Below are 18010 nucleotides of genomic sequence, written 5' to 3' on the forward strand. Positions count from 1 at the left end.
CCGAAGGGTATTCGGCGCCTTGATACGGATGGATTTAGTCACCAAGCGGTACCCGGACGGGACGGTGGCGGTCGACGATCTCTCCTTGGAGATACCCGACCGCTCCATCACCGTGCTCGTCGGTCCGTCGGGCTGCGGCAAGACGACGACCCTGCGCATGATCAACCGGATGATCGAGCCGACCGCGGGCACCATCCGCCTCAACGGCAAGGACATCCAGCAGCAGCCGGTCAACACCCTGCGCCGGTACATGGGTTACGTCATCCAGAACGCCGGCCTCTTCCAGCACCGCACGATCCTCGACAACATCGCCACCGTCCCCCGCCTGCTCGGCTGGAGCAAGCAGGACGCCCGGGCGCGGGCGAAGGAACTGATGCAGCGGGTCGGGCTCGACGAATCACTCGCCCGGCGGTACCCCTACCAGCTCTCCGGCGGCCAGCAGCAGCGCGTCGGCGTGGCGCGCGCCCTCGCCGCGGACCCGCCGGTGCTGCTGATGGACGAGCCGTTCTCCGCCGTCGACCCGGTGGTGCGCAAGGGGCTGCAGGACGAACTGCTGCGCATCCAGGGCGAGTTGGGCAAGACCATCGTCTTCGTCACGCACGACATCGACGAGGCCGTCAAGATCGGCACCATGGTCGCCGTGATGCGCACCGGCGGCCGGCTCGCCCAGTTCGCGCCGCCCGCCGAACTGCTCTCCAGCCCCGCGGACGACTTCGTCGAGGACTTCCTCGGCGCGGACCGGGGCATCCGGCGGCTGTCCTTCTTCTCCTCCGCCGGCCTCGACCTGCTCAGCACCCCGATCGTCGCCCTGGACTCCACCGCCGAGCAGATCGCCGCCCGCGACACCGGGGAGGCGCCCTACCTCCTCGTGACGGACCCGGCCGGCCGGCCGCTCGGCTGGAGCGAGCCGCGCGACCTGGTCGCCGGGCAGATCGACCCCGGCCGGCTCCTCGCGCACGGGCGGCCCTTCGCGGCCGGCGCCGACTCGCTGCGCGCCGCGCTCGACTGCGCCGTGCTCTCGCCGACCGGCTGGGCGGTCGCGGTGGGCGACGACGGCCGGGCGGTCGGCGTCGTCTCGCAGCAGGCGATCGCCGAGGCCATCCGCGGGGCGCACGAGGAGAGCGCGAAGGTCGCCGGATGAACGGTTTCTTCGACATCCCGAGCGACCTGCAGAACACCTACTGGGGCCTGGTCGGCCTGCACCTGCGCGAGGCGCTGCTCCCGGTGCTGGCCGGGCTGTTGACGGCGCTGCCGATCGCCCAGCTGTGCGTGCGGCTGCGCTGGCTGTACCCGCCGGTGCTGTGGGTGACGACCGTGCTGTACGCGATCCCGTCGCTGGCCTTCTTCGTCGTCCTGATCGACTACACCGGCCAGAGCGAGACCACCGTGATGATCCCGCTGGCCGTCTACAGCCTGGTCGTCTTCGTCCCGGCGATCGTGGACGGCGTCCGCTCGGTGCCCGAGGAGACCCTGGACGCCGCGACCGCCATGGGCTTCGGCCCCGTACGCCGCTACCTCCAGGTGCAACTGCCGATCGCGGCGCCCGCGATCATCGCCGGACTGCGGGTGGCGACGGTGTCGAGCATCTCCCTGGTCAGCATCGGCATGCTGATCGGCAACCAGGGCGGACTCGGCAACCTGCTCAACGACGGCATGATCTACCACCAGCCGCGCCTGGTCTGGCTGTCGGTGATCGGCACGGCCGTGCTGGCCATCGTCGCTGACGCCCTGCTGGTCCTGGCGCGCGTCCTGGTGACGCCGTGGATGCCGCGCGGCGGCACCGGCGGGACCCGCCCCGTCGACGAGCCCGACGCCCGGCCCGAACCGGCCGCGGCCGCACTGGAGAAGACCGCCCGGTGAACGTACTCCACTTCGTCAACGCCTTCTTCAGCGACGGCGCCCACTGGCACGGCTACGACGGCATCCCCACCCGGCTGCGCGAGCACATCCAGTACTCGCTCATCGCGCTCGGCGTCGCCGCCGCCATCGGACTGCCGGTCGGCCTGGTCACCGGGCACACCGGCCGCGGCGGCAACGCCCTCGCGTTCGTCGCCACGGCCGCCCGCGCGCTGCCCAGCTTCGGTCTGCTGGTGCTGATGTTCGTGCTGCTCGGCCTCGGCCTGCTGCCCGTGATGATCCCGCTGGTCGTCCTCGCCGTCCCGCCGATCCTGGTCACCACCTACGAGGCGGTGCGCTCGGTCGACCCCTCGCCGGTGGACGCGGCGCGGGGCATGGGCATGGCGGAGCCGCGGATCCTGTTCCAGGTCGAGCTGCCGGTCGCGCTCCCGCTGATCCTCAGCGGCCTGCGCTCGGCGGCCATCCAGATCGTCTCCACGGCCACCATCGCCGCCTACGTCAGCCTCGGCGGCCTCGGCCGCTACATCGTCGACGGCCTCTACCAGCGCGACTACGAGAAGGTCGTGGGCGGCGCCACCCTGGTCGCCGTACTGGCCCTGGTGACGCTCGGGGCCTTCTGGGCGGTGGCCCGGCTCTCGGTGTCGCCCGGGGTGCGCCGCACCGGCTGACGGCCGGACCACCGGGGAAGACCGCGGGCCCGGGGCGGAACCTCCATCCGCCCCGGGCCCGCTTCGCCGCGTCCCCGGTCCTCGGCCCGTCTCACCCCTCCGCGCGGGCCAGCGCCAGCTCCAGGACGACGAGCAGCGCGTCGCGTACCGAGCCGCGCTCACGCGCGTCGAACACCACGACCGGGACGCGGTCGGCGACGTCCAGCGCCCAGCGGACCTCCTCCAGCGTGTACTCGACCTTCCCGTCGAAGGCGTTCACCGCCACCGCGAACGGGATCTGCCGGTGCTCGAAGTAGTCGACGGCCGCGTAGCAGTCGTCGAGGCGGCGCGTGTCGACGATGACGAGGCCCCCGATCGCGCCCTCGACGATGTCGTCCCACATGAAGCCGAACCGCTCCTGGCCGGGCGTGCCGAACAGGTACAGCTTCAGCGTCGGGTCGATGGTGATGCAGCCGAAGTCCAGCGCGACCGTGGTCGTGGTCTTGCGCGGGGTGTGGGTCAGGTCGTCCACGCCCGCCGCGACCTCGGTGATGGCGGCCTCGGTGGTCAGCGGCTCGATCTCGGAGATGGCGCCGACGGCGGTGGTCTTGCCCACGCCGAAGCCGCCCGCGATCACCATCTTGACCGGCAGCGGCGGTCGTACGGCGGCCGCACGGACGGCCGAAGGGCGCGTGGCCATTTCAGTCGGTGTCACGGACTACCCCTCGGGAGTCGGGGATGGCGCGCAGGGCGTCGATCACCCTGCGCAGGACGTTGGCGTCGTGGACCATGCCGGAGTCGGGGACGTGCACCGCCAGGTGTCCGGCGGCGCGCAGGTCCTCGGCCAGGATGCGCACGACGTTGAGGTGGAGCCGCAGCCGGGCCGCGATCTCCGCGATGGACTGCGGCTGCCGGCAGGCGGCGACGATGTCGTGCTGCTCGAAGGTGAGCCCGTCCAGCACCGCGAGGCCCTCGGCGGTCGCCACCACCTGGGTCTCCACGGGTACCGGCCGGCCCGGCGCGGTGGGCGCCACCCGGCCGGCGGTGACCAGGAACGGCCGTACGGCGGGGGCGGGGCCGACCGGGTCCGGTCCCGGGCGCGGGGAGCCGTCCGCCATGGATTGTCTTCCTCCTCGACCGGGCCCGGCCCGGTCAGCGCATCGACGTGGAGCCGACGCTGTTCTTCAGTTCGAGCACCAGCTGCGGGCTGAGCGCGCTGCCCGCCCGGTTGGCGAAGAGCGTCATCTCGTAGGCGATGTTGCCCAGCTTGGCCTCCTTGTCGGTGACCACGCCGAGCACGGCGCCGCAGCCGATCGCGGAGACCAGCACATGGCCGCCCTCCAGGTCGATGATGACCTTGTTGAGGGCGCCCAGGCCGTAGTTGCCGGAGGCGCCGGCGGCCAGGCTGGTGATGCCGGAGACGATCGCCGCCAGCCGCTCGGAGTCGGCGTGCTCGCGCAACTGCGACACGGCGATCAGCAGGCCGTCGGAGGACACCGCGATGGCGTCGACGACGCCCGCGGTCTCGGTGGCGAACCGGTTGAGCAGCCATGTGAAGTCGGCTGCGGCGGCCTGCAGATCGGTCGGCGTGGCGCCTCCCGTCGGAGTGTCACCTGACGACGTGCTCACTGCTCCGCTCCTTCCGGGAGGTCGTTCTGCTGGTGCTGGTGCTGGTGCTGGTGCTGGTGCTGGTCAGGGGTGGTCGGGCGGGTGCAGCTGTCGCGGTTCGCGCGCTCCACGGCCGCCTCGAACTCGTCGAGCGCGGCACGGACCGCTTCCGCGTCGGCGGGCCGGGGAGCCTGCCGTGCCGCCTGCTGGCCGGCGTCGGCGGTGGTGTGGAGGGTGGCACCGCGCACGCGGCGGCGCAGGGGACGGGCGGAGCCGTCGCCGGACGGTGCGGGGGACAGCGTCGTCTCCGGGAGTGTCGTCTCGGTACGTGCCCTGGGGATGAGCGGAACGCCACCCGACGGCGTCCCGGCCACGTCGGCCTTTCCGGCCGTGCCAGCCGTTCCGGCCGTGCCGGTCGCGGCGGCCGGCTCGCGCCGGGGCAGACGGCGGGGGAGTGGTCCGGGGTCCCCGGGGTCCCCGGGGTCCCCGGCGTCCGCCACGGCGGCGCCCGGCCGGACGCTCTCGACAGCGGCGGGCCGGGGCCCGGAGCTCTCCGCCGACGAGGCGTACCGCGGGCCGGCCGGCGGCAGTGCGGGTCCGGGGCGGCTGCCGGAGGCGTCCGCGGCCGGCGGGCTCATCGTCAGCAGCAGCGACGAGGGGATGGTGACCTCGGCCGTGATGCCGCCGCCCGGCGTACGGGACAGCAGCACCTCGACGCCCCAGCGGCGGGCCAGCGTACCGACCACGAACAGGCCGAGCACCTTCGTCGGCATCACGTCCAGGCGTTCGCGGCGGACCAGCCGGGCGTTCTCCTCGGCGAGCCGCTCGGCGCTCATGCCGAGGCCGTGGTCGCAGACGACGATCGAGGCGCCGGCCGGGCCCTCGCCGGAGGAGTTCCGCACGAACACGTCCACCGGGCTGCCGGCGGGCGAGAACGACACGGCGTTCTCCAGGAGTTCGGCCGTCATCAGCGTCAGGTCGCCGACGATGTCGGGCTCCAGCATGACCTCGGTCCGCGCCTGCAGCCGCACCCGCTGGAAGCCCTCGATCTGGCCGAGCGCGGCCCGCACCACGTTGGTGAGCGCGGTGGGACCGGAGTCCAGGACCGTCTCGCGGATGCCGGCGAGCAGCATCAGGCTGTCCGCGTTGCGGCGCAGCCGCACGGCGATGTGGTCGATGGAGTAAAGGCGTTCGAGCAGGGCGGGGTCGGTCTCGCCGCGCTCCACCGCGTCGATCAACGCCAGCTGACGGGTCGTCAGGTTGCTCACCCGGCGGCCGACGTTGCCGAACATCTCGGCGACGTTGCGGCGGCTGAGCACCTGACGTTCCAGCAGCGCGACGGCGTTGGTCTGCACGCGGTTGAACATCCGGGCCAGTTCGCCGATCTCGTCGGCCGCGGTGACCGGCATCTCGCGCAGCTTCGGCGGGCTCGCGTCCTCGGCGTCGTCGTCGGCCACCCGGGCCAGTTCGCGCCCGGCCACGTCGGCGACCTCCTGGGCGGCGTCGGTCAGCGCCAGCACCGGCCGGACCACCGAGCGGCGTACCAGGACGGAGAAGGCGATCCAGACGGCGAAGCCGATGAAGCCGAGGTTCAGCAGCAGGCCCGCGCGCCACGAGGCGTCCTCGGAGGCGTCCTCCGCGCGGTCGGCGATCTGGTCGATCAGGGAGGCCGTGATCTTCAGCCGGGTCCGGGACTGCTCGTGGTAGACGGGGTAGGCGGCGAGCGCCTCACTGAAGGTCCGGCGTACCTGCGCGGGCGTCGTGGCCTGCAGGCCGCCCGGGTCGAGCTGCAGTTCCGCGTAGTGCCGGATGATCGACGCCTGCGCGGTGTTGTGCTCGATGCGGCCCAGCTCGTCGGCCTGCGTCTCGGTGGCGAACCGGGCGAAGCGGTCGGCCTGGTCGGTGTACAGGGCGTAGGAGGCGACCGCGCTGTTGTACTCGATGAGCGCGTTGGTGTCCCCGGTGCGGGCGGAGAGCACGCTGGTCTCGAAGGCGCTGTGGGCGCCGGCGGCGCGCAGCAGCGAGTCGAGCAGGTTGCCGGTGAAGGTGGCCGCCAGCGCCGCGTTGCGGTCCAGCCCGAGGCCGTCGATCAGCCCCTTGGCGGCGTTGGTGTACGCCGGGTCGATGTTGTTGGCGGGCAGGTAGCCCTGCTCCACGGTGGACCGCAGGCTGCTCAGGCCCAGGACCTCCTTCAGGGCCTGCGCCTCGGTCTCCGGCAGCCGGTCGCCGAAGGTGCCGGACACCTTCTCGACCTGGGCGTCGACGGCCTGTTGCGCCGCGCGGTAGCCGGCCGTGGACGGCGTACGGCCCGTGTCGGTGGCCTCGAAGCGCACGGAGAGCAGGATGGCCTGCTGGTGCTCGGCCTCCACCCGGTCGACCAGTTCGGCCACCTGCGCGCTGTCCCGCACCAGTCGGGCGGCGTCCGCTGCGTCCTGCGACGTGCGCACCTGATCGGCGAAGAGGTAGGCCAGCAGGACGGCGACCATGGCGAGCGGAATGCCGACCAACAGGTTGAGCTTGCGCCTGAACGGCCACCGGTCGGCGAACCTCCGTGTGCCGCCACTGCGCGGTGACGGGGCGGGCCGGGCGGTCGCGTCCACTTCGTCCGTGGACACCGGGCCTCCTTCAGGAAGAACTCACTCGCGCGACGGCGGCGTGTGACCGATTCGGAGCGACTTCGACTGACTCTGCATGGCGCTGCATGACTCTGAACGACTCTGGGCGGCTCTGGTCGACGGCGATGGTGCGTGAGGGCACCGAAGTGGCCCCTGTAAACGACTGTGACCGACGTCGACGGCGGTGAGACTACCGCCTTCGGACGATCAAGCGTGTCGCTGTACGTCAAGAATCCGTTACAACGCGCCTCCGCTTTCGCGTGAGTCCGCTCGCCCGGTCTTCACAACTGATCACTCATCGAGGCCGATTGGTGACCGTGGGGCACTTGACTGCGGGAGAACGGGCTGGATTGGATCAGTAGCGCAGCTCGCTCTTTCCCACCCAACCCCCAAGTCCGGAACGGGAATCGTGACTTTCAACGCCCATCGCAGCAGGTCCCTCAGGATGCATCCCGCGGCCGTCGCCGCGCTCGCCGCCACCACGGTCCTGCTGGCTGGATGTTCCTCCTCCTCCGAAGACAAGTCCGACCCGCTGAAGGAAGGCGCCTCGGACGGCAAGAGCGTCGTCGTCGGCTCCAACAACTTCGCCGAGAGCATCCTGATCGCCGACATCTACGGCGAGGCCCTCAAGGCCAAGGGCGTCAAGGTCACCTACAAGTCCAACATCGGCAGCCGCGAGACGACGTACGGCCTGCTCAAGAACGGCTCCGTCACGGTGCTGCCGGAGTACAACGGCGCACTGCTGGCCTACCTCGACGCCAAGGCAGCCCCGAAGACCGTCGAGGCCACCACCACCGCCATCGAGGCCAAGCTCGACTCCAAGCTGACGCTGCTGGAGCCGGCGTCCGCTCAGAACAAGGACTCGGTCACCCTCAACAAGGCCACCGCGGACAAGTACCGGCTGACCTCCGAGTCCAGCATCGCGGACCTCAAGGACGTCGCGAAGGACCTGACCCTCGGCGGCTCGCCGGAGTTCCAGACCCGCCAGCAGGGCCTGGTCGGCCTGAAGTCGGTGTACGGCCTGGAGTTCAAGTCCTTCAAGGCGCTGGACGCGGGCGGCCCGCTGACGCAGGCGGCGCTGAAGAAGAACACCGTGCAGGCCGCGGACGTGTTCACCACGGACCCGACCATCCAGAAGGAGAAGTTCGTGGTCCTCCAGGACCCGGAGAACCTCTTCGGGTTCGAGAACGTGCAGCCGCTCGTCTACAAGAGCGGGCTCTCCCAGAAGGGCGTCGACGCGCTCAACGCGGTCTCGGCCAAGCTCGACACCAAGGTCCTGATGGACCTCGACTCCCAGGTCCAGCTCGACAACAAGGACCCGCTGGACGTCGCCAAGGCCTGGCTGAAGTCGGCCGGCCTGGACTGACACCGTTGGAGACGACCCCCGACGGACCGACGCGGGTGCTCCCTCGCCAGGGCGGCACCCGCGTCGGCCTGGACGGCGCCACCCTCGACGTCGACGGGGTGGTCGCGCTCGCCGACGCCGCGGCCGTGCCCGCCGTGCCGCCCGAGGCGATCGAGCGGGCCCGCCGCTCCTGGCAGGCCGCCCAGCGGCTCGCCGCCGCCGGACTCCTCTACGGCCGCGGCACCGGCGTCGGCGCCCACCGCTCGGTGACGGTCGAAGCGGACGACGAGGCGGGCCACGGGCTGCGCCTGCTGCGCAGTCACGCGGGCGGCGCCGGTGAGCCGCTGCCGGCCCGTCAGGTGCGCGCCATGCTCGCCGTGCGCGCCAACCAGCTGCTCGCCGGCGGCTCCGGCATCCAGCCCGCCTTCGTCGACGCCCTCACCGAGGCCCTGCGGCTGGGCGTCCACCCCGCGGTCAGCGAGTACGGCGGTCTGGGCACCGGCGACCTGACCGCCCTGGCCCAGACCGGCCTCACCCTCATCGGCGAACGCCCCTGGCTGGGCGACCCCTCGCACGGCCTGCCGGCCCCCGTCGTCCTCCAGCCGGGCGACGCCCTCGCACTGCTCAGCAGCAACGCCCTCGCCCTCGGCCAGGCCACCCTGGTCTGCCACGACCTCGGCGTCCTGCTGCGCGCCACGCACGCCGTCGCCGCCCTGTCCCTCGCCGCCGTCTCCGGCTCCCCGGAGGCCTACGCGGCCGAGGTGCACGCCCTGCGCCCCTACCCGGGCGCCGCGCACGCGGCGGCGGAGACCCGCCGGCTGCTGGGCAGCCCGGTCCGGCCGGGTCGTCGTATACAGGACCCCTACGGCTTCCGTGCCTTCCCGCAGGTGCACGGCTGCGCCCTGGACGCCGCCGACGCGCTGCGGCGGGTCCTGGAGACCGAGGTCAACTGCCCGTCCGAGAACCCGCTGATCGCCCTCGACGGCACCGCGGCCCACCACCACGGCGGCTTCTTCGCCGCCCCGCTGGGCCTCGCCCTGGACGGCCTGAACCTTGCCCTGCTGCAGACCGCCCAGCTCTCCGCGGCCCGCCTCACCGCCCTCGGCCGGACCGACCTGACCGGCCTGCCCGCCCACCTCGCCGCCGGCCCGGCCGGCAGCTCGGGCACGATGATCCTGGAGTACACCGCCAACTCGGCGCTGGCGGAGCTGCGTTCCTGCGCCACGCCCGCGTCGGCGGGGCACGCCGTGCTGTCGCACGGGCTGGAGGAGGCCGCGAGCTTCGCCTCCCAGGCCGCCCGCCAGGCACTGCGCGCGGTGGACGCCTACGCCACCGTCCTGGCCTGCGAACTCGTCGTCGCCGTCCGGGCGTTGCGGATGCACCCCGCCCCGCCGCCGGCCGACGCCTTCACCGTGGCGGCCCAGGCCCTGCCGCCCGGCACCGACGACCGCCCCCTGACCGCGGACGTGACGACGGCGACGGCCCTCCTCCCCGCCCTCGCCCGCCTCTGACCTCCGCCGGAACTCCCGCGAGGCGGTGCGGAGTTCGCTCCGGGCCGGAACTCCCGCGCGGGGGTGTGACGTCCGCTCCGCGCCGGAACTCAGGGTCGGCGGCCCGCGTGTGGCTGCCCGGCGTCCGCTCCGGGCCGGAGACCGTGCGGGTATCGGCCCCGGACCGGCTGCCGGGTCAGCCGACCGGGTGGGTGAGCCGGTCGTCGCCGTCCGGGCCGGCCGCCGCGGCGATCAGCTGGTCGAGCAGGGCGATCAGGACGTCCCGGCTCGACGCGCGGTCCCGGGCGTCGCACAGCAGCACCTGGACGTGGTCCGGCAGCGCCAGAGCCTCGCGGATCTCCTCCGGCGGGTAGGGGTGGTCGCCGTAGAAGCCGTTGACGCCGACGACGAAGGGGATGCCCCGGCGTTCGAAGAAGTCCAGCGCGGCGAAGCTCGTCTGCGGGCGGCGCACGTCGATCAGGACGACGCCGCCGAGGGCGCCCACGGCGAGGTCGTTCCACATGAACCAGAACCGCTGCTGGCCGGGCGTGCCGAACAGGTACAGCACGAGGTCGTCGCCGACGGTGATCCGGCCGAAGTCCAGGGCCACCGTGGTGGCCTTCTTCCGCTCGATGCCGTCGAGGTCGTCGACGCCCAGCCCGGCCGCGGTCAGCGGTTCCTCGGTGCGCAGCGGGGCGATCTCGCTGACCGACCCGACCATGGTGGTCTTGCCGACGCCGAAGCCCCCGGCGATCAGGATCTTGACCGTGTCGGGTGCCGCCCGGGTGACGGTGTCAGAGTCGGCCAAGGCCGTCCCTCACTTTCTGCAACAGGTCCAGGTCGGGTGATGTGCGGGTGACGGAACGCGGCGGGCGGACGGTGATCCAGCCCGCCTCCAGCAGATCGTCGAGCATGATGACGATCACGCTCACCGGGAGGTCCAGCAGGGCGGCGATCTCCGCTACGGCGACCGGCTCGGCGCACAGGCGCAGGATGCGCTGGTGCTCGGGCTGCGGCCGGGTGGCCCAGGTCGGCGGCGGGTCCACCGCGGTCACCGTCGTGATGAGCGTGAAGTCGGCGCGGCTGGGCCGGGTCCGTCCGCCCGTCAGAGCGAACGGTCGTACGAGCCGGCCCGTCGTATCGCCTCCCCCCACCTCACGCGCCGGAGCCGGCGGCGGGGCCGATGCCGGCCCGCGGCGCGGCGCTGAGGTGCTCGCCGATCTTCTTCACCAGCATGTTCATCTGGTACGCCACCACGCCGACGTCCGCGCCCGCGCTGGTGAGCACCACGAGGTGGGCGCCCGGCCCGGCGGAGGTCAGGATCAGGTAGCTGTTGGCCATCTCGATCAGCGCCTGACGCACCGGGCCGCCGCGGAAGTCCATGCTGACGCCCTTGCTGAGGCTCATCAGACCGGACGCCGTCGCCGCCAGGCGTTCGGCGTCGTCCCGCAGGAACCCGGTCGACTTGCTGACGACCAGGCCGTCCTCGGAGAGCACGACGGCCTGGTTCACCTCGGCGACCCGGTCCACGAGTCCGGTCAGCAGCTGGTCGAGCTGGGTGTGGGTGGCGGGCGTGGGGCGTGTCATGGCGATGTCCTTCGTCAGCTGTCGGCGGGCGGGGTCGAGGGCTCGGGGTCGGCGGGGGAGCCGGGGGCGGCAGGGGAGGCGGCGCCCGGCTCCGGGTCGCTCGGCGGCTCGGCGCCGTCGTCGCGGGCCCGCAGCGTGCCGCGCTGGAACCCGGCGAGCGAGGAGGCGGCGCGTTCCGCGGTGAAGTCGTCGTCGTCCTCCGCGGGGGGCATGACGTCCTCGCGGAGCTCGGCGGCGAGGCTGGTCTGCGGAATCCGGCGGGGCAGCGGGGCCGGCCGGCCGCGCCGACCGTCACCTCCCGCACGGCCGGCGTCCCCCGGCTGCGGGTGCCCGGCGTCCGCGGGTTCCGTGTGCCCGGCCCGGTCCACGCGCCCGTTCTCCTGCGCGCGGGCGTGCTCGCCGTCGTCGGCGGAGCCACGGGGCCGGGCCGCGGGCGCCGGCCGCGGCCGGGCCTCCACGGCCACGGTCCCGGCCAAGGTCGTGTCCACGGTCGTGTCCGCGGTCGCGTCCGTGTGCCCGTCCGCCGGGACCGGTCCCGCGGTCCGAGCAGCTTCCTCCGGCCCCGCGAAATCCGCGGCATCCGCAGCACCTGCGGCATCCGCCGCGTGCGCCGCGTCCGCGTCCCACGCCGCCTCCCGTACGACGATGTCGTGCGGCAGCAGCACGATCGCCGTCGTCCCGCCGTACGGCGACGGGCGCAGCGTGACGGCGATGCCGTGCCGGGTGGCCAGCCGGGCGATCACGAACATGCCGAGCCGGAGGTCGTCGGCCAGCGCGACCACGTCGAACTGCGGCTCCACGCCCAACTGGGCGTTGAGCGCGAGGTACTCCTCCTGCGACATGCCGAGCCCGCGGTCCTCGATCTCCACGGCCAGGCCCTTGGCCACCATCGCGGCGCGCACCCCGACCGGGCTCGGCGCGGGCGAGTAGGCGGTCGCGTTGTCGATGAGTTCGGCCAGCAGGTGGATCACGTCGGCCACCGCGGGCGGCACCAGGTACACGTCCTCGTCGGTGTCCACCTCCACCCGCCGGTACTCGGCGACCTCGCCGACGGCGCTGCGCAGGATGTCGATCAGTGCGACCGGCTCCCGCCAGCTGCGGCGCGGCTGTTCGCCGCTGATGATGACCAGGTTCTCCTCGTACCGGCGCAACTGGCTGGCGGTGGAGTCCAGTTCGTAGAGGCCCTTCAGGACCTCGGGGTCGGAGTGCTCGCGCTCCAGCGCGTCCAGCTTGGTGAGCTGCAGGTTGACCAGGTTCTGGCTCTGCCGGGCGATGCCCAGGATCACCTTCTGGAAGCCGCGCCGGGTGTCGGCGAGTTCCACGGCGGTGTGCACCGCCGTGCGCTGCGCGGTGTTGAACGCCTGTGCCACCTGGCCGAGTTCGTCGCGGCCGTAGTCCAGCGGCGGCGTCGCGAGATCGACGTCGACCTTCTCGCCCCGGTCGAGGCGGGCGACCACGTCCGGCAGCCGTTCCTCGGCGAGGCTCAGGGTGGCCTCCCGCAGGCCGCGCAGCCGCCGGGACAGGGAACGGGTGATCCGCCAGGACATGCCGACGCACAGCAGCAGGGCGATCAGTCCGCCCGCGCTCAGCGAGGCGGCGGTCAGCAGCAGGCTGTGCGATTTGTCGGCGCTGCGGTCGAGCAGGCCGGACGTCTGGGACCGGATCAGCCGCGCGTACGCGTCGCCGACCTTCGTCAGGGCGTCGGCCCACTGCCGTCGTGCGTCCGGCAGCGCGACCCTGCCGCCGTCGGCCACGGGTCCGGCCGCGAGCACCTGGTCCTCGACGCCCTCGAGCGCCCGCCACTCGGGGCTCTGCAGGATCCGCTCGGTCTGCGCCTTCGCGCTGCCCCGCAGCAGGGGAACGATCTGGTCCTTCACGAGCCAGCGGCGGGTGCCGACCAGCTGGGAGAAGTCGCTCCAGGCCTTCTCGTCCAGGTACCCGGACGGCCAGGCCAGGGTGAGCCGGGCGTTCTCCTGCGAGACGAGTTCCGCCGCGTGTTCGAGGGCGACCAGCGGTCCGGCCTGGGAAGTGAGGTCGCCGTCGTCGACCTGGGAGAGTTCCTGGTAGGCGTGGATCTGCTCGTCGATGATCGAGCTGTACTGCCCCAGCGCCTGCTCGGCGGTGATGTCGGTCAGGTTGTCCACCTGGCCCCGGTAGTACTCGAGGCTGCCGACCGAGCCGACCACCGAGTACAACTGGTCGGAGATGCGGGCGGGGGCCCGGTTGATGGCGTCGGACTGGCCGACCAGCTTGGCGACCGCCCGGTCCGTCTCCGCGCGCTGCTCCTCCAGGGCCGCCCGGGCGCCCTCCCGTGCCGTCCGCGAGCCGTGCGGCGAGGCCAGCCACGCGGCGGACAGGCTGCGTTCCCGCTGCAGCGCGAGCGTCGCGTCGGTGCCCATGATGCCGGTCGACCGGCTCAGCTCGGTCTGAGCGCGCAGCCGCAGCCCCTCGGTGAACATCTGCTTCGTCGTGACGCCCCACACGGCGGCGAGCGTGACGCCGGGCACCAGCGCCAGCAGGATCAGCGAGAGGCGTATGGAGCCGAGACGGCGCCGGGCACCTGTCCGTGGAGACATCGTCGTCCTAGGCGATCAGCAGGAGATGAGCGGGAGGGGAACGGAGACGGATCGGAGGGCGTGACGGGGACGGGGACGGATCGGGGAGAGGACGGGGAGGGATCGGGGAAGCGGACGCGGGGGTGGTCGCGTGTCCGGTACGGCACAAGGGGTGTGCAGGATGCTATCCGCACAATTGACCGGACGTGGCGTGGGTCACCGAAATCCTTCGCGGCATCCGGGCATCCGGGGACGAAGCGTCCGTCAGCGGGTGCCGCCCGCGGCGAACCTCGCCACGGAGGCCACGTTCGCCTTCGTCACGAACGCCGGCCCGGTGAGCACGGGGGCCACCCCGCCGCCGCTGACGTTGCCGTTGGTCCGGTACAGCCACAGCGCGTCCACGGCCAGGTAGCCCTGCAGGTAGGGCTGCTGGTCCACGGCGAACTGCACGTCACCGCCCTGGACGGCCTTCACCAGGTCCTCGTTCAGGTCGAAGGTGGCGACCTGGGCCCTGCTGCCCGCCTGCTCGACCGACTTGACCGCGGTCAGCGCGAACTGGGCCCCGTTGGTGACCACTTCGTCGATCGTCGGGTCCTGCCGCAGCCGCGCCGTGATCGCGGCACCGACCGCCTGGTGATCGGTGCCCTCGACATAGAGCATCTCGGTCTGCCCGCCGAAGGTCTTCTTCACGCCGGCGCAGCGCGCCTCGAGGGCCACGTTGCCCCGCTCGTGGATGACGCACAGGGCGTGCCGGGCCTTCAGGGCGTCCAGTTTGTCGCCGACGGCGCGGCCCGCCACGCTCTCGTCCTGCCCGAAGTACTCCAGCAGCCCCTCCGACTGCCAGGCGCCGATACCGGAGTTGAGGCCGACCACGGGGATGCCGGCGCTCCTGGCCCGGGCGACCGGGTCCCTCATCGCCTGCGGCTTGGCGAGGGTCACCGCGATGCCGTCGGCCTTGTCGCGGACGGCGTCCCGCACCAGTTCGGCCTGTCCCGCCGTGTCCGGGTCGTTGGCGTACGTCAGCTCGATGCCGTCCTTGGCGGCCGCCGCCTCGGCGCCCCTGCGCACCAGGTCCCAGAACGTGTCGCCGTCGGTCGCGTGCGTGATCAGGGTGACCTTGAGGCGGGAGGTGCCGGCCCGGCCGGCCGCGTCCGTGCCGGAGTCCGACCGGCCGTCCGGCGCGGAGCAGCCGGTCACGAGGAGGACGGCCGCGGCCAGGGCCACGAAGCGGACGGTTCTGCGGGAGGCGGGCGGGGGAGCAGTGTTCATGAGGGTGCGGCACCTCGCTGTGCGGCCGAGCAAGAGGAACGGCGAGACGGCAGACCCCCCGGACGGCATGCGAACGCCGTACGCCGACCGGGTGATTCTCGCTGGCCCGGAGCCAATCGTGTGTGACCGCCGGCAGTCAAGTGAATGGCCACGTGGAGTGAGTCGATGCTGTCGCATTGTGATCAACTCTCCGGGTCGCGTCACACGACGGCCCCGTCACGGCAGCCATGACGGCGTCCGGCGCGGCATCCGTCACGGGCCCCGCCACAGCCCCGCACGACGCAACCGGCCGGCCCCGTGACAGGGGCCGGCCGGTGCGGGGCGGGATGCCGCCGAGGGCTCAGGCCTGGACGGTCTTCGCGGCCCGGGCCTCCCTCCGGCGCTGCCGGCGGACACTGCGCGGCTCCTGGTCCGGCAGCCAGCCGAAGGCCAGGCAACTGCCGACGAGCCCGAGCAGCAGGCCGACGAAGAAGCCGCCCAGGTTCGAGGTGACCCAGGTGCCCAGCGAGGAGAGGACCCCGACGATCGAGTAGAACAGGCGCTGCGCTGGGCTGAAGAGGATCAGCAGTCCGCACAGCAGCATCAGGGCCGGCAGCAGGTAGCCGGCCAGACCCTGCATGCCGATGTGCATGACGACCTTCAGCGAGGCCTTCTCGGTGAGCAGGATCTCCGCCCCGCCCAGGGCGAGCAGCAGCCCGCCCCAGAACGGCCGGCCGGCCCGCCAGCGCCCGAAGGCCGCCCGCACGCCCCGCCGCGCCCCGGCGTCGGCCACGGGTGCCGTGTCAGGCTCGCGCCGGACACCCTGCTCCGGTCCGCCGGCCGCCCCGGGGTCCGCGGCCGGCCCGGGTCCGGCGACCGACTCCAGGCGTGCGGCCGGCTCCGGTCCGGAGGCCGACTCCGCTCGCAGGGCCGACTGCGCTCCCGCGGCCGGCTCCGGTCCGGTGTCCGGCTTCGCGTGGGTACGCCGCTCCGGGCCGAAGGCCGCCTCCAGATCAGCGGCCGTCGTCCCCGGGCGGATGCCTTCGTCCGAGCCCGCCGACATCAGCAACCCGAGTCGCTGAAGCGCATCTTCAGGCCCGGGAGCTTGAACACCCCGGCCGTGGTGGCGTAGTTGGTCTGCCGCAGGTTGGCGATGTGCACGGTGTCGGCCTGCTGGCTGAAGACGCCCTTCGGGCCCTTCACTCCGGCCTTGGTGAGCGTGCTGGCGTCGTTGCCGATCTCGATGTTGTTGAAGGAGGCGTCGCCGGACACCTCGGTCGAGTCGGTGGTGAGGTCGCTCGCCTGCACCTTCGACGCCCCACCACCCGCGGTGATGAGCAGGTTGGTGCCGCCGAGGTCGACGCTCTGGCACAGCTTCGTCAGCGTGGCGTTCTTGATCGCTGACGTGATGACCAGCACCTGGCCGCCGGTGTCGCCGGCGTTGGGGCTGTCCTCGGCCATTTCGTCGAGCGCGCCGAACTGCTCGAAGCCGGTGCCGTCGAGCTCGGTCGCGGTGACCGTGAACGGCATCCCGGAGATGGAGAACTGCACGCCGAGCGCTCCCTCGGCGGTGAGGATCGCCATTCCGGCGACGGCCGCGACGGCAGGAACCGCCATCACCGCGGCGCGGCGCAGGCGGACCCGCCCGCGTCTCGCCGGATCGGACACGGAACCGCTCTCCGGGTTCCCTGGGTTGTGCTCGGCGGACGAGGTGACGTCCGAGGACGAGGCCATTTCTGCTCCCGTGTGCATAGTCAGTGCGAGTTGGGCATCAGCGGCGCGTTGTCCTGGCGCGGACAGCGGCTGCGGCGCACCACTCCTCCACCTCCCGGCGGATGGAAGGGCTTTCACGTACTCCGCAGTAGCCTCCGAGGAAGTTACCCGGGGTTACATTCGAGGGTCAAGGGAGTTGTAAAAAAAGGGTGTCGGTTGTGTGTCACCTGGACGTTCGCGCTCTGCCGCAGCTGTCGGGCGCCCCCTCGAAGACGCCCCAAGCTCGGGTCAACTCCGGTGTGATGTATTGACGTTGACTGAGCATCAGGTCTAGAACTGCCCCTGGCTTCCCCCGGATCCGTGGCGCCGGATCCCGCCGCGCGGCATCGTCCGCGTCTCCCGGATCCCGCCCGTCCTGTACGGGCAGTTCTCGTCCGACCCCCTTCACGGCTCAGCACGGGCGCCCTATCCCCTGGTCCCGTGCCGGCCGGTTCTCCCGCCCGGCCCGGCCGGAGGCCCTTTCCAGGTCCCCGGCCGGTCACCGGCCGGTCGCCGCTCCCGGCCCGTCACGTACGGAGAAGGCGTCACGGGCCGGCAACGGCGGGCGCCGATCCGCGTCCCGCACCCTCTCGCGCATCACGCCGGAAGCCTGCACTCCCCCAACCCGCAGCCCCCACCGGAAAGAGGTACGCACCCATGCGCACTCGCACCCTCCTCAGCCTCGTCGGAGCCGTCGCCGCCCTCTCCCTCCCGGCCATGCCCGCCTCGGCGGCCGGATCCGTCCTCACCACCGGCTCCGCCGGCGGCTCGGCCGCCGCGGTCGGCGACGTGCTGACGGCTCCGCTGGCCAGCGGCACCTCCGCCACGCTCTACTCCAGCGCCACCGGCACCAGCGGCGTGACCTGCACCTCGTCGCAGTTCACCGCGACGGTGACCGACAACCCGGCCGCGCCGGGCACGGCCACCGAGCAGGTCACCGCGCACACCTTCGACAGCAGCAGCTGCACCAGCAACGTCACCGGTGTGCTCGGCGTCAACAGCATCACCGTCGACAACCTGCCCTACACCGCCACCGTGACCTCCGCCGGAGTCGTCACGATCAGCCCGGCGAGCGGCTCCACCATCCAGACCACCGTCAAGCTGCGGACCCTGCTGGGCTCCATCACCTGCGTCTACCAGGCGCCGAGCCTCACCGGCACGGCGAGCAACACCGGCAACAGCATCTCCTTCACCAACCAGCAGTTCACCAAGACGTCCGGCTCGTCGCTCTGCTTCAGCAGCGGCTACTTCACCGCCAAGTACGCCCCGGTGACGGACAACGGCGCGACGGTCTTCGTCAACTAGC

Annotated in this window: 17 protein-coding genes; 6 read left to right on the forward strand and 11 right to left on the reverse strand. The window is 72.4% G+C overall.

Annotated elements, in window-relative coordinates:
* The first annotated feature begins 19 nt into the window (after positions 1-19).
* From ACZ5GT_RS15140 to ACZ5GT_RS15150, 3 genes are read left to right on the forward strand one after another with little or no spacing between them, the layout of a single operon-like run.
* Positions 20-1141 (forward strand): ABC transporter ATP-binding protein, encoded by a 1122-nt coding sequence (locus tag ACZ5GT_RS15140; RefSeq protein WP_469021874.1) that lies wholly within the window; start codon positions 20-22, stop codon positions 1139-1141.
* Positions 1138-1860 (forward strand): ABC transporter permease, encoded by a 723-nt coding sequence (locus tag ACZ5GT_RS15145; protein WP_469021877.1) that lies wholly within the window; start codon positions 1138-1140, stop codon positions 1858-1860. The genes ACZ5GT_RS15140 and ACZ5GT_RS15145 overlap by 4 nt, the downstream gene beginning before the upstream one ends.
* Positions 1857-2525 (forward strand): ABC transporter permease, encoded by a 669-nt coding sequence (locus ACZ5GT_RS15150; protein ID WP_469021880.1) that lies wholly within the window; start codon positions 1857-1859, stop codon positions 2523-2525. The genes ACZ5GT_RS15145 and ACZ5GT_RS15150 overlap by 4 nt, the downstream gene beginning before the upstream one ends.
* A gap of 91 nt (positions 2526-2616) precedes the next feature.
* On the opposite strand, the gene ACZ5GT_RS15155 is transcribed toward ACZ5GT_RS15150, so the two are convergent.
* Genes ACZ5GT_RS15155 through ACZ5GT_RS15170 form a run of 4 tightly spaced genes read right to left on the reverse strand, consistent with a single transcriptional unit; the run spans position 2617 to position 6727 of the window.
* A complete protein-coding gene (locus tag ACZ5GT_RS15155) occupies positions 2617-3219 on the reverse strand; it encodes a GTP-binding protein (protein WP_469021884.1) in 603 nt (200 codons plus the stop codon).
* On the reverse strand, positions 3206-3622 hold the full coding sequence (locus ACZ5GT_RS15160; protein WP_469021888.1) for a DUF742 domain-containing protein: 417 nt from the start codon (positions 3620-3622) through the stop codon (positions 3206-3208). Before ACZ5GT_RS15160 ends, ACZ5GT_RS15155 begins: the two co-directional genes overlap by 14 nt.
* 34 nt (positions 3623-3656) lie before the next feature.
* Positions 3657-4133, reverse strand: a complete 477-nt coding sequence (locus tag ACZ5GT_RS15165; protein ID WP_469021892.1) for a roadblock/LC7 domain-containing protein — start codon at positions 4131-4133, stop codon at positions 3657-3659.
* Positions 4130-6727, reverse strand: coding sequence for a sensor histidine kinase (locus tag ACZ5GT_RS15170; RefSeq protein WP_469021896.1), 2598 nt, complete (start codon positions 6725-6727; stop codon positions 4130-4132). Before ACZ5GT_RS15170 ends, ACZ5GT_RS15165 begins: the two co-directional genes overlap by 4 nt.
* A 445-nt stretch (positions 6728-7172) precedes the next feature.
* Here ACZ5GT_RS15170 and ACZ5GT_RS15175 point away from each other — a divergent pair, with 445 nt between their 5' ends.
* Both ACZ5GT_RS15175 and ACZ5GT_RS15180 read left to right on the forward strand, forming a co-directional pair.
* A complete protein-coding gene (locus tag ACZ5GT_RS15175; RefSeq protein WP_469021899.1) occupies positions 7173-8093 on the forward strand; it encodes an ABC transporter substrate-binding protein in 921 nt (306 codons plus the stop codon).
* Between the two features lie 5 nt (positions 8094-8098).
* Positions 8099-9583 carry an aromatic amino acid ammonia-lyase gene (locus tag ACZ5GT_RS15180; RefSeq protein ID WP_469021904.1) on the forward strand — a complete coding sequence of 495 codons (1485 nt, stop codon included), beginning with the start codon at positions 8099-8101 and terminating at the stop codon, positions 9581-9583.
* Between the two features lie 175 nt (positions 9584-9758).
* On the opposite strand, the gene ACZ5GT_RS15185 is transcribed toward ACZ5GT_RS15180, so the two are convergent.
* From ACZ5GT_RS15185 to ACZ5GT_RS15215, 7 genes are all read right to left on the reverse strand, one after another.
* Positions 9759-10370 (reverse strand): GTP-binding protein, encoded by a 612-nt coding sequence (locus tag ACZ5GT_RS15185; RefSeq protein ID WP_469021909.1) that lies wholly within the window; start codon positions 10368-10370, stop codon positions 9759-9761.
* The gene (locus tag ACZ5GT_RS15190; RefSeq protein ID WP_469021916.1) at positions 10357-10716 is read right to left on the reverse strand and encodes a DUF742 domain-containing protein; all 360 of its coding nucleotides are present in this window, start codon (positions 10714-10716) and stop codon (positions 10357-10359) included. The genes ACZ5GT_RS15185 and ACZ5GT_RS15190 overlap by 14 nt, the downstream gene beginning before the upstream one ends.
* Before the next feature lies 1 nt (position 10717).
* Entirely contained in the window at positions 10718-11149 is a 432-nt protein-coding gene (locus ACZ5GT_RS15195; protein WP_469021923.1) for a roadblock/LC7 domain-containing protein, read from the reverse strand.
* A 14-nt stretch (positions 11150-11163) separates the two neighbouring features.
* Complete coding sequence (locus ACZ5GT_RS15200; RefSeq protein ID WP_469021926.1) at positions 11164-13725, reverse strand: sensor histidine kinase; 2562 nt, start codon at positions 13723-13725, stop codon at positions 11164-11166.
* A gap of 243 nt (positions 13726-13968) precedes the next feature.
* Positions 13969-14973 (reverse strand): substrate-binding domain-containing protein, encoded by a 1005-nt coding sequence (locus ACZ5GT_RS15205; RefSeq protein ID WP_469021929.1) that lies wholly within the window; start codon positions 14971-14973, stop codon positions 13969-13971.
* A 340-nt stretch (positions 14974-15313) separates the two neighbouring features.
* Positions 15314-15745 (reverse strand): DUF6114 domain-containing protein, encoded by a 432-nt coding sequence (locus tag ACZ5GT_RS15210; protein WP_469022073.1) that lies wholly within the window; start codon positions 15743-15745, stop codon positions 15314-15316.
* 269 nt (positions 15746-16014) lie between these two features.
* Complete coding sequence (locus tag ACZ5GT_RS15215; protein ID WP_469021937.1) at positions 16015-16686, reverse strand: DUF6230 family protein; 672 nt, start codon at positions 16684-16686, stop codon at positions 16015-16017.
* Positions 16687-17361: 675 nt separating this feature from the next.
* On the opposite strand from ACZ5GT_RS15215, the gene ACZ5GT_RS15220 reads away from it, so the two are divergent.
* On the forward strand, positions 17362-18009 hold the full coding sequence (locus tag ACZ5GT_RS15220) for a Tat pathway signal sequence domain protein (RefSeq protein WP_469021942.1): 648 nt from the start codon (positions 17362-17364) through the stop codon (positions 18007-18009).
* Position 18010: the final 1 nt, after the last annotated feature.

Source organism: Streptomyces sp. NPDC031340, from assembly GCF_055569945.1.

Bases quoted from the DNA above. Each gene is read 5' to 3' on its own strand.
- ACZ5GT_RS15145 (WP_469021877.1), top strand. From the start codon at position 1,138: ATGAACGGTTTCTTCGACATCCCGAGCGACCTGCAGAACACCTACTGG.
- ACZ5GT_RS15160 (WP_469021888.1), bottom strand. From the start codon at position 3,622: ATGGCGGACGGCTCCCCGCGCCCGGGACCGGACCCGGTCGGCCCCGCC.
- ACZ5GT_RS15175 (WP_469021899.1), top strand. From the start codon at position 7,173: ATGCATCCCGCGGCCGTCGCCGCGCTCGCCGCCACCACGGTCCTGCTG.
- ACZ5GT_RS15195 (WP_469021923.1), bottom strand. From the start codon at position 11,149: ATGACACGCCCCACGCCCGCCACCCACACCCAGCTCGACCAGCTGCTG.
- ACZ5GT_RS15200 (WP_469021926.1), bottom strand. From the start codon at position 13,725: ATGTCTCCACGGACAGGTGCCCGGCGCCGTCTCGGCTCCATACGCCTC.
- ACZ5GT_RS15205 (WP_469021929.1), bottom strand. From the start codon at position 14,973: ATGAACACTGCTCCCCCGCCCGCCTCCCGCAGAACCGTCCGCTTCGTG.
- ACZ5GT_RS15215 (WP_469021937.1), bottom strand. From the start codon at position 16,686: ATGGCCTCGTCCTCGGACGTCACCTCGTCCGCCGAGCACAACCCAGGG.
- ACZ5GT_RS15220 (WP_469021942.1), top strand. From the start codon at position 17,362: ATGCGCACTCGCACCCTCCTCAGCCTCGTCGGAGCCGTCGCCGCCCTC.